Here is an 8,749-nt window from a genome sequence, read left to right on the forward strand (position 1 = left end):
CAGTTCTCCAGCCCCTGCAGGTCCCGTTTGAAGCGGGAACCCACCTCGGCCCGGGCCTCATGCACGATGACTGATCGCCCCGCCCGCGCCAGTGTGATGGCGGCCGCCAGCCCGGCCGGTCCGGCGCCGGCAATCTCGACCGCGCCATTTCTGTTGTCTGACATCATGGCTCCGATACCAGTCCCAGCCTCGTTGACGCCCATCATGTCCGCACCCGCCTTCCCCTCACCTTGCCACAAAGACATAAAACACAGCGATACCCGATCACTGGGCCTCCTTGAAGTCACGGATGTGCAGCAGGTCTTCCACCGGCAGCACGGCTATGATTCCATCGCTGGCAAGCCCCTTGTGCACCGTCCGGGCAATGAGGTCAACGATCTCGTCTGCCTGCTCGGCTTCCGTGAATATCTCCACGCGAACGGAATCGGCCATGGTGTCCTTGGCATAGTAGTTTTTATATCGGCCACGGCCATGGGTTTTAGACACAGTCATACCGGAAAAACCAGCCGCGATCAGCGCATCCTCTACTTTCTTCAAGTCCAGACTGGAGAAGATCGCAGTCACTTTGCAAAACTTCGTATTCATTTCGCCTCCTCGTCAGTGAGCTGAAGAAGGATCGCTCCGGTTCTTCGGCTTGAAAAGACAGTTAATCACCCACAACTGAACTGACACTGAAAATAGGGAACAATCTGAAACCAGCCGGGGCTATACTGATTTAAGTCAAAGAAGCCTGGCCGCCCAGGCGAGACCCGCCACCCAGTCAATAAACGGCACCGGGTAAATACCCAGCAGCAGTATTGAGACGGCAACAATCAGAAGGGCGAGCTTCTCTACCCGACCCCGGCCGGCATCCGCCACCGCCTGCTGCATACCCGGTTCGCGCAGATACAGGGTGATGATCACCCTCAGGTAGTAGAACAGCCCGATAACGCTGCCGATAACGATCCCTCCAACAAGCCACCACCGGCTGCCTTCCACACCCAGGGCGATGATATAGAATTTACCGAAGAATCCGGCGGTCAGCGGAATGCCGGCCAGGGACAACATGCTCAGAGTCAATAATGCTGCCAGCCAGGGGCTGTGCCAGAACAGTCCCCTGTAATGGTGCAACCCGGAGGCATCCTCGCCACTGCCAGTGCCGGAGACATGCATAATCACGCCAAACGCCCCCATGGTGGCCACAATATAGGTGAACAGGTAAACCCCGGTGGTTTCCAACGCCAGGGGGCCACCTACTATAACGGCCACCAGCAGGTAGCCCATATGGGCGATGGAAGAGTAGCCCAGCAGGCGCTTCAGGTCAGGCTGGAACAGGGCCAGCAGGTTGCCACCGAACATGCTGAGAAGAGCCAGCAGGCTGATCAGGCCAAGGAGCCATCCACTGCCGAAGACCGGGGCCACCAGTACCAGCCGCAGTAATACCAGAAACACCGCCAGTTTGCTCACCGTGGCCAGCACAGTGGTCGCCGGCGCCAGACCTCCCTGGTATACGTCCGGTGTCCACTGGTGAAACGGTATGATGGACAACTTGAACCCCAGCCCCACCAGTAACAGTGCGGCGCCGCCCAGAATCCAGGGGTCCGGACTGCCAGCAACCCCCGCGGCGAGTGCCGTCAGCTCAAGGTGGCCGGTGCGGGCATAGATCAACGCCATGCCAAACAGCAGAAAGGCGGTGGCGGCGGCGGACAATATGAGGTATTTGATCCCCGCCTCCAGGGACCGTTCTGTCCGGAAACTGTACGCCACCATGCCGTACAAAGGCATCGACAGCAATTCAAGGCTGATGAACAGGGTGGCCAGGTGGTTGCTGGCCACAAGGCCCAGGGCACCCGTTACCGCGCAAAGCAACAGCAGGTAAAACTCTTCCCGCGGCCCCCTGTAGCCGGCCAGGTAACCATGGCTCATGGCGGCGATAAACAGGCCGCTCACCAACACCAGCGCGCTGCCCAAGAGGGCAAGGCCGTCAAAGATCATCAGCGGCGGCGAAGAGGGCGCGGCCGAGGCCAGCGGCAGGCTCGCCAGGGCCAGGGCCAGACCGCTGACAGTGACCGCCGCGGTACCACCGTGGTGGCGTCGCCAGGCGACGCCCAGCATTACCAGTACGGCTGTCGAGGCGACAATAAGCAGGGGCAGCAGCCCCACAAGATCGATCAGGGTCAGCATCAGTTCATCCCTCCTGCCCGGACCGGGCCCGCCATGAACAGGTCCGCCACCGGCCGGACCATTGACGCCGTGGTATCAAGCAGGGGTTGCGGATTCAGGCCCACTGCCAGGGTGAGTCCGATCAAGGCCAACATCATGCCGTACTCCCGCACATCCGGACCCGCGAGCAGGCCCGGTTGTTGTTCGCGACCGAAATGCACCCGCTGCATCATCAGCAGTGAATAGATCGCGCCAAGCACCAGCCCGGCGCTGGCGATGACCACCACCACCGGAGCGCTGCGGAAGGTACCGAACAGTACCATGAACTCGCCAAGGAAATTGGCCGTGGCGGGCATCCCCAGAGAGGCCGCCAGGAAAAACAAGGTCACGCCGGGCAACACCGGTATTCGGCCCCAGAGCCCGCCCATGCGACGCATATCCCGGGTATGAATGCGTTCAAAGAGCTGGCCACTGAGAATGAACAGAGCGGCACTGGAGAACGCATGGGCCACCATGAGTACGATTGCGCCCTGGATCGCCAGTTCGGATCCGGAATAAACGGCAATCAGCACGAACCCCATATGGGATATGCTGGCATAGGCAATCAGCCGCTTGATATCCTGCTGGCCGCAGGCCAGGACCGCGCCGTAAATAATACCCACGACCCCCAGCGCCATGGCCACCGGCGCAAAGGCCTGGGACTGTTCCGGAAACAGCGGAATCGCAAAGCGCAGCATGCCGTAGGCGGCGGTTTTCAGCAGAATGCCCGCAAGGTCCACGCTGCCGGCAGTGGGCGCCTGGGCGTGCGCATCCGGCAGCCAGCCATGAAAAGGCACGACAGGCAGCTTCACCGCAAAGGCAATAAAAAACCCGAGCATAATCCAGAAGGACAGATTGTCGGGCACGTCGGCATTCAACAGTGCGTCATAGCTGAAGGTTATCTCGCCGGAGCTGGTGTAATGCACGAACACCAGCGCAAGGATCGCCACCAGCATCAGCAGGCCGCTGGCCTGGGTGTAGATGAAGAAGCGGGTGGCGGCACGAATCCGGGTTTGCCCCGGGGAGCCGCTGTGCCCCCAGAGGGCAATCAGAAAATACATGGGTACCAGCATCACTTCCCAGAACAGGAAGAACAGGAGCAGGTCCAGCGCCAGAAACACACCCACCACGCCGCCCAGAACAAACAGCAGATTCAGATGAAAAAAGCCCACCCGCTCGACAATCTCTTTCCATGAGCAAAGTACCGCCAAGGCACCGAGAAAGCCGGTCAGCGCAATCAGGATCAGCGACAAGCCGTCCAGAGCCAGATGAATCTCGATGCCAAAACGAGGAATCCAGGGGACTCGCCACTCCAGCAGCCACGGTCTCTCGCCGGTGCCATAGGCGCTGAAATCACCGCCTGCCCAAAGCACGACGCTGACCGCCAGCACGAACAGCATGGTGGCCAGGGCAATCCAGCGCGGCGCCTGTTCGCCCCAACGCTCCGAGTGCCAGCACAGCATGCCACCGAGGAAGGGAATCAGAATCAGCCAGAACAGAATCATGCGCCACCTCCCTGAGTCATTACCAGGCCAACCAGTATCACCGTGGCACCGAATACCATCACTTTGGCGTAAGTCCGCAGCTGGCCGTCCTGGGACCGCACCAGGCCCGCATTGCACAGGCGGGCAATCACGGCCGGCAGGTTCATCCCCAGGTTAATAAAGTCGAAACGCAGCACGCGTACCAGGGTCTGCCAGGGCCGGACCAGTGTCCGGTCGAACAGGGCATCGAAGCCCCAGGCCCGGTTGAACAGAATCCAGAGCCGCGCCCCCAGGCCCCGACCGACCTTTGCGTCAAGCCACCGGCGCCGCGCCAGGAACAGCCAGCCAGCCAGAGCCAGGCCAGCAAGCACCGCTCCGGTCGCCAGGAACTGAAACAGGGTGTGGCCGGCGTTCGTGGCATCATCGGGGGGCGGCGGGAACACCACCTCAAGCCCCGGGTACAGCCAGGCACCAACGAAGGTGGAAAGCACGGCCAGGATTGCCAAAGGCAGGTGATGCCTGAGGGGACTGGTGCCCGGCCGGGGATGGCGTGCATGATCACTGCGGGGCTGGCCATGAAAAATGCCCAGGATCAGCCGCACCGTGTACAGGCCGGTTAGCACGGCTCCGGTCAGACCCGCCGCGAACAGTCCGTAGTGGCCCGAGGCCATGGCCTGCCAGAGAATCTCGTCCTTGCTGAAGAAGCCCGCGGTTACCAGCGGCAATGCCACCAGCGACGCGCCCCCCGCCAGGAAACCGGCATAGGCGACCGGCAGTTTGCGCCAGAGCCCACCCAGCCGGCTCAGATCCTGTTCATGGTGGCAACTGATGATAACGGCCCCGGCTGAAAGGAACAGCAATGCCTTGAAGAAGGCGTGGGTCATCAGGTGAAAAATGGCCGCGTCAAACGCCCCGACCCCCAGCGCCAGGAACATGTAGCCGATCTGGCTCATGGTGGAATAGGCCAGCACCCGCTTGATGTCGGTCTGGGCCAGGGCCGCGAAGGCCGCCAGCAACAGCGACAGGGCTCCGATGATGCCCACCAGCCACATCACATCCGGTGCCAGCAGGAACAGCCCGTTCAGGCGTGCAATCAGATAAACGCCGGCGGTCACCATGGTGGCCGCGTGGATCAGGGCCGACACCGGAGTGGGGCCTGCCATGGCATCCGGCAGCCAGGTGTGCAGCGGCACCTGTGCAGACTTGCCCAGGGCACCGCCAAGGACCAGCAAGGCCGCAAGATTGGCAGTGACACTCCCCTCGGCCCAGACCCGTGGTGCCTGCTCCAGCACCAATCCGATATCGAGGGTGCCGAGTTCCACGAAGATCAGGAACAGCCCCAGGGCAAGGAATACGTCACCTGTGCGGGTCACGATAAACGCCTTGAACGCCGCCCGCCCATTAGCTTCGTTCTGATAGTAGTAGCCGATAAGGCCGTAGCTGCAAAGGCCAACGCCTTCCCAACCGAGAAACAGCAACAGCAGGTTATCGGCCAGCACCAGCACCAGCATGCTGAACACAAACAGGTTCATCCAGGCATAGAAGCGGGTTATACCGGCCTCGCCCACCATGTACCAGACAGCGAACAGGTGAATCAGGAAACCCACGCCGGTGATGATCGACATCATGACCAGCGAGAGACGATCAACCACCACGCCCATGGTCGGCTGGAACTCGCCCACGGAAACCCAGGTCCAGAGCGTGAACCCCTGGCTGTCGCCGGAGAAGGTCAGCAGCGCCCAGGCGGTGGCCAGCGCGGCCAGCCCCACGCTGCCCACGCCAATGGCCGCGCTGGCCCGCGGTCCCAGCCGCCCGCCGGAAAAGCCGAGAACAATGGCACCGGCCAGAGGTAACAGAAATGACAGTAAAGTCGCAGCCATCATCATCCACGCATCCTGCTGACTTCGTGCAGCTCAAGTGAACGGAAACGCTGGTAAAGCTGTATCATCAGCGCCAGGCCGACGCTGGCCTCGGCTGCCGCCAGGGTGATGACCAGCAGGAACATGGCCTGCCCGTCCGGCTGGTTCCAGGCGGTGCTGCCCACCACAAAGGCCAGCGCGGCGGCATTGAGCATGACTTCCAGGCTCATGAGAACGAACAGCATACTGCGCCTCAGCATCAACCCGGCCAACCCCAGGCTGAACAGAATAACGGCCAGGATCAGGCCATGCTCCATCGGGATACCAGTCATCGGGTGCCTCCACGGTTGCGATTGCCCCGGGGTTTGTTGCGCCGGCCCACGTGGGACGCCGTCACCAGCGCCGCCAGCAGCAGAATGGCGGCCAGCTCCACCACTATCAGCCATGGGCCGAACAGGGTGAGGCCGATGTCCCGGGCGGTTATCAGCTCACCGTCAATGGTCATGCCTGCCTGCCCGTCGCTGATCAGCGCCACCAGCGCCACCAGCAACACCAGAGCCAGCAGCGACGGCCCGAGCCAGTAGCCCGGACGTAGCCACAGGGGATCCCGCTTGGCCTCCGGACGCAGGTTGAGCATCATCACCACGAACACGAACAGCACCATTATGGCGCCGGCATAGACGATAATCTCGAGAGCACCGGCAAAGGGCGCACCCAGGGCGAAGAACACCAGGGCGACGGCAATCAGCGAAACAATCAGGTACACCACCGCATGCACCGGACTGGAGCCGCTGATAAGACCGACCGTGGCCAGCACCGCCACCAGGCCGCTAAGGTAGAATCCCAGTTCCATCAGTAGTTCCTTTTTTGGTCAGGGTAAAAGCGTACGGACATCCTCCGGGACCTCCTCGTTCTGTGCCTCACCTTTATCCTTGCCGGCGATAGCCATGCCGGCAACCTTGTAAAAGTGGTAGTCGTGGTCCTTGCCGGGGCCGTTGATCAGCAGATCTTCCTTCTCGTACACCAACTGCTGACGCTGGTACTCGCCCATCTCGAAATCCGGTGTCAACTGGATGGCGGAGGTGGGGCAGGCCTCTTCACACATGCCGCAGAAAATGCAACGGGAAAAGTTGATGCGGAAGAACTCCGGATACCAGCGGCCGTCGTCTTTTTCACCTTTCTGCAGGGAAATACAATCCACCGGGCAGGCCACCGCGCAAAGGTTGCACGCCACGCATCGTTCTTCGCCGTCCGGATCCCGGGTGAGTATGATGCGGCCCCGGTACCGGGGAGGCAGATAAACCTCCTCTTCCGGATAGTTCACGGTTTCCCGCTTGCGGAAGCCGTGCATGAATACCATCCACATGGTACGCAACAGCGACCAACTGGCCGGTATCAGCCATAACACCGACAACACCTTGTTTTTTCCCATCTTTCCTCCCTATGAACCGGTCAGTAGCAGCACCGCCCCGGTAGCCAGCAGATTGACCAGGGTCAGCGGCAGACACACCCGCCAGCCAAAGCTCATCACCCGGTCATACCTGGGCCGTGGCAGCGATGCCCGGAGCAGGATAAACAGCATCAGGAAGAAGCTGGTCTTGAGGGCAAACCACACAATGGGTGGCAGCCAGGGGCCCTGCCAGCCGCCGAAAAACAATGTCACGATCAGCGCGGAAACCAGCACCATGCCCACGTATTCGCCAATGAAAAACATGCCGAACTTCATACCGGAGTACTCGACATGGTAACCATCCGCCAGTTCCTGTTCCGCCTCCGGCTGGTCGAAAGGGTGGCGGTGTGTCACCGCGATGCCGGCGATCAGAAATGTGACGAAACCCAGGAACTGGGGAATCACGAACCACAGGCCTTCCTGGGCCGCGACGATGTCGCGCAGGTTGAAGGAGCCGGCCATGGCCACCACACCCATGAGCGACAGCCCCATGAACACTTCGTAGGACAGGGTCTGGGCCGAGGCTCGCAACGCGCCGAGCAAGGCATACTTATTGCCACTGGCCCAGCCACCGATTAACACCGCGTAGACGTTGATGCCGGCCAGCGCGAGGAAGAACAGCAGCCCGATGTGCATGTCCGCCACCCCCCACCCCGGTGTTATGGGGATAATAACGAAAGACAGCAGCAGGGAAGCGAAGGCAAGGTTGGGTGCCAGCATAAACAGGGCGCGGCTGGCAAAGGGCGGAGTCCAGTCTTCCTTGAAAAAGATCTTCAGCATATCGGCAATCAGTTGAAGAGTGCCGAATGGCCCTACCCGGTTGGGACCATAACGATCCTGCCAGAGGCCCAGCAGCCGACGTTCGACCACGGTCAGTGCCGCTCCCACCACGACCACGGCAAGCAGGATCACCAGCGCCTGGAACATGGCCCAGAGAGTGGCTGCCAGTTGTGGAGTCCACCAGCTCATGACTCACCTCCCGTGGGTTTTCCTAAAGTGAGTGTCGCGCCCTGCCCCAGGCCGGGCAACAATCCCGCGGGCAGGCCAGCCCAGCCGGGGGGCCAGTTTTCCTGCTCCGATACCGTAATGTCCGGACCGCCAAACAGCATCAGGCTGTCGCCCTCACGCACACCAAGCAGCGTCAGGCTGTCGCCGTCGCGCACGCCCAGCGCCTCGGCATCCGGGCGGGCCAGGATGACCACCGGCGCGGTCATCCGCTGCCGGACAGGTTCAGCCCGGGCAGACGTTTCCTCGCCCCCGAACACCCGTGGCAACACCAGCGCCCGCAGCCCGCTGCTGTCAGTGGCGCCGTCATCAAAGACCGGGTCGGGGTATTCGCGATGGCCGGGCTGAGGCCGAATCAATCTTATGCCCGGGTCCCCTCCGCGCAGGTGACCGCCCACTTCATCGGTGAACTTGTTCCACGCCTGCGGGGAATTCCAGCCCGGCGCCCAGGCGAAAGGTATCTGCTGCCGGGGCCGGTCAAATCCGCTGTAGCCTTCCATGGAGTAAGCGAAGGGTGTATCGGTATCCTGTGGCGGGCGGGGTTCATTTACATCGAGGTTGGCGCGCATGGCGGTGCGGCCGCTGTAACGCTGGGGCTCACGGGCCAGCCGCAGGCCCTCTATGCGATAATCGGGCCCGGGCGCGGCATCCACAATCCCGGCCAGGCCTGGATGGGCCCCGGCGCAGGCCCGGGTGGCCAGATCCAGGCTGATATCCCCGGGGGCTTCGCCCCGCAGCCCGGCGGCCAGGGTGTGTAACCAGCGCCAGCT

9 protein-coding genes and 1 pseudogene are annotated in these 8,749 nt (G+C 61.8%); all 10 read right to left on the minus strand.

All coding sequences use genetic code 11. The features are described 5' to 3' along the window. Positions 1-245 (minus strand): NAD(P)-binding protein (locus B2W52_RS22375; protein ID WP_414673515.1); only part of this gene is annotated, 245 nt, incomplete at its 3' end. A 19-nt stretch (positions 246-264) separates the two neighbouring features. Beyond that, positions 265-585, minus strand: coding sequence for a P-II family nitrogen regulator (locus tag B2W52_RS18095; RefSeq protein ID WP_092031077.1), 321 nt, complete (start codon positions 583-585; stop codon positions 265-267). Positions 586-720: 135 nt separating this feature from the next. Continuing rightward, positions 721-2,166, minus strand: a complete 1,446-nt coding sequence (gene nuoN, locus B2W52_RS18100; protein ID WP_414673516.1) for an NADH-quinone oxidoreductase subunit NuoN — start codon at positions 2,164-2,166, stop codon at positions 721-723. Continuing rightward, positions 2,163-3,686, minus strand: a complete 1,524-nt coding sequence (nuoM, locus tag B2W52_RS18105) for an NADH-quinone oxidoreductase subunit M (protein ID WP_092031080.1) — start codon at positions 3,684-3,686, stop codon at positions 2,163-2,165. Before nuoM ends, nuoN begins: the two co-directional genes overlap by 4 nt. Beyond that, complete coding sequence (nuoL, locus tag B2W52_RS18110) at positions 3,683-5,545, minus strand: NADH-quinone oxidoreductase subunit L (RefSeq protein WP_104270592.1); 1,863 nt, start codon at positions 5,543-5,545, stop codon at positions 3,683-3,685. Before nuoL ends, nuoM begins: the two co-directional genes overlap by 4 nt. Before the next feature lie 2 nt (positions 5,546-5,547). After that, positions 5,548-5,856 (minus strand): NADH-quinone oxidoreductase subunit NuoK, encoded by a 309-nt coding sequence (gene nuoK / locus B2W52_RS18115; protein ID WP_008169467.1) that lies wholly within the window; start codon positions 5,854-5,856, stop codon positions 5,548-5,550. Then, positions 5,853-6,377 (minus strand): NADH-quinone oxidoreductase subunit J, encoded by a 525-nt coding sequence (gene nuoJ, locus B2W52_RS18120; RefSeq protein WP_008169466.1) that lies wholly within the window; start codon positions 6,375-6,377, stop codon positions 5,853-5,855. Before nuoJ ends, nuoK begins: the two co-directional genes overlap by 4 nt. A gap of 18 nt (positions 6,378-6,395) precedes the next feature. Beyond that, positions 6,396-6,956, minus strand: coding sequence for an NADH-quinone oxidoreductase subunit NuoI (gene nuoI, locus B2W52_RS18125; protein WP_286803846.1), 561 nt, complete (start codon positions 6,954-6,956; stop codon positions 6,396-6,398). A 9-nt stretch (positions 6,957-6,965) separates the two neighbouring features. Beyond that, positions 6,966-7,943, minus strand: a complete 978-nt coding sequence (gene nuoH / locus B2W52_RS18130; RefSeq protein ID WP_008169464.1) for an NADH-quinone oxidoreductase subunit NuoH — start codon at positions 7,941-7,943, stop codon at positions 6,966-6,968. Continuing rightward, positions 7,940-8,749 (minus strand): annotated as a pseudogene (locus B2W52_RS18135) (NADH-quinone oxidoreductase subunit NuoG); the annotation flags it as partial. The pseudogene B2W52_RS18135 and the gene nuoH, both read right to left, overlap by 4 nt.

It is taken from the genome of Marinobacter sp. UBA2498 (genome assembly GCF_002341575.1).
GTDB classification, from domain to species: domain Bacteria; phylum Pseudomonadota; class Gammaproteobacteria; order Pseudomonadales; family Oleiphilaceae; genus Marinobacter; species Marinobacter manganoxydans.

What these genes read in the sequence shown, in the direction of transcription:
- B2W52_RS18095 (WP_092031077.1), bottom strand. Translation starts at nt 585, where the DNA reads ATGAATACGAAGTTTTGCAAAGTGACTGCGATCTTCTCCAGTCTGGAC.
- nuoM (WP_092031080.1), bottom strand. Translation starts at nt 3,686, where the DNA reads ATGATTCTGTTCTGGCTGATTCTGATTCCCTTCCTCGGTGGCATGCTG.
- nuoL (WP_104270592.1), bottom strand. Translation starts at nt 5,545, where the DNA reads ATGGCTGCGACTTTACTGTCATTTCTGTTACCTCTGGCCGGTGCCATT.
- nuoK (WP_008169467.1), bottom strand. Translation starts at nt 5,856, where the DNA reads ATGACTGGTATCCCGATGGAGCATGGCCTGATCCTGGCCGTTATTCTG.
- nuoJ (WP_008169466.1), bottom strand. Translation starts at nt 6,377, where the DNA reads ATGGAACTGGGATTCTACCTTAGCGGCCTGGTGGCGGTGCTGGCCACG.
- nuoI (WP_286803846.1), bottom strand. Translation starts at nt 6,956, where the DNA reads ATGGGAAAAAACAAGGTGTTGTCGGTGTTATGGCTGATACCGGCCAGT.
- nuoH (WP_008169464.1), bottom strand. Translation starts at nt 7,943, where the DNA reads ATGAGCTGGTGGACTCCACAACTGGCAGCCACTCTCTGGGCCATGTTC.